Genomic DNA, 1,205 nt, shown 5'->3' with positions numbered 1-1,205 from the left:
AAGAATTTATTCGCTTTGTGAAAGGCGAGATCATCAAGTCAGTTGGTAAATGATGTCTAACAATTCGTTCAAGCCGACCGCGCTACGCGCGGCGGCTTAACTCCGGCGTTGTGCTGACGAAAAAAAACAAAAATCTGCGTATACCTTTCCTCATAATCTGTGGCTTCAATAAAAGGATATTTCTATGCTTCAACTGAAAATGATCGAACTCTTCAAGGAAGGTTGTCATGAGGATGCACGAATAATCGCGGCATTGATGTTCGGCTCATTTGCTATCGGAGAGGGTGACGAGTTCTCTGATATCGAATTCGCAGTGTTCATCCAGGATGACCATTTTGAAAATTTCGATCAGCGCTCGTGGCTTAATGCCGTAAGTCCGGTTGCTGCTTACTTTCCGGACGACTTCGGCCACCACACCGCACTTTTTGAAAACGGCATTCGCGGTGAATTCCATTTCATGCGAAAATCGGACATACCGGTCATTTCCACTTGGCAAGGCTATGGGTGGTTTCCCTCGCTTGAGGCGGCTGTTTTGTTGGACCGATCAGGAGAGTTGTCAAGGTACGCAAGCGCTCTCGTGGGCGGTCCCCCGATACGTGAAGGCGCGCCGCTGGTGGAAGGGCTTGTGTTGAACCTCATCAGCCTGATGCTCTTTGGGGCCAATCTTTTAAATCGGGGAGAGTACGCTCGCGCCTGGGCTTTGCTCAGCAAAGCACATGAAAACCTACTCAAGCTGGTTCGACTCCACGAAGGGGCAACAGACCACTGGCCGACACCTTCACGCGCGCTCGAAAAGGATATCTCGGAGGACTCGTATAATCGCTATCTGGCATGCACAAGCAGTGCAGAACCAAGAGCACTATGTGCAGCCTATCATCAAACGTGGACGTGGAGTCTCGAATTGTTCAAGAGCGTGACAGAACCTCTGAATATCGAGCTTCCGAGAACTGTAATTGCGCAGGCAAAAAGGTTGCTCAATGAGTCTGCGACGCCGCACAACAAGTAAATCCAGCGGACGCATAAAAACGCGCCGCTGATTTTGACGTTAGATGCACTAAGCACATAATTGCTCACAGCCAAACTATCAGGTCAAGTGGCACTGTTGCAAATAGTCGGTGGTGATAAACTTATCATCCCCTTTTGCTGATGGAGCTGCACATGAACCCATTCAAAGGCCGGCATTTTCAGCGTGACATCATTCTGTG

General features: G+C 49.3%; 1 protein-coding gene. It reads left to right on the top strand.

The annotated features are described in order from the left end of the window. Nucleotides 1-184: 184 nt before the first annotated feature. Nucleotides 185-1,006, top strand: coding sequence for a lincosamide nucleotidyltransferase Lnu(F) (lnu(F), locus tag ACJHYW_RS25190; RefSeq protein ID WP_000939727.1), 822 nt, complete (start codon nt 185-187; stop codon nt 1,004-1,006). The last annotated feature ends 199 nt before the right edge of the window (nt 1,007-1,205 follow it).

Source organism: Escherichia sp. WS3063, from assembly GCF_046486595.1.
Taxonomy (GTDB): domain Bacteria; phylum Pseudomonadota; class Gammaproteobacteria; order Enterobacterales; family Enterobacteriaceae; genus Escherichia; species Escherichia coli.
The sequence above is the reverse complement of the archived record's forward strand: the minus strand, read 5'-3'. Positions and strand labels throughout refer to the sequence as shown.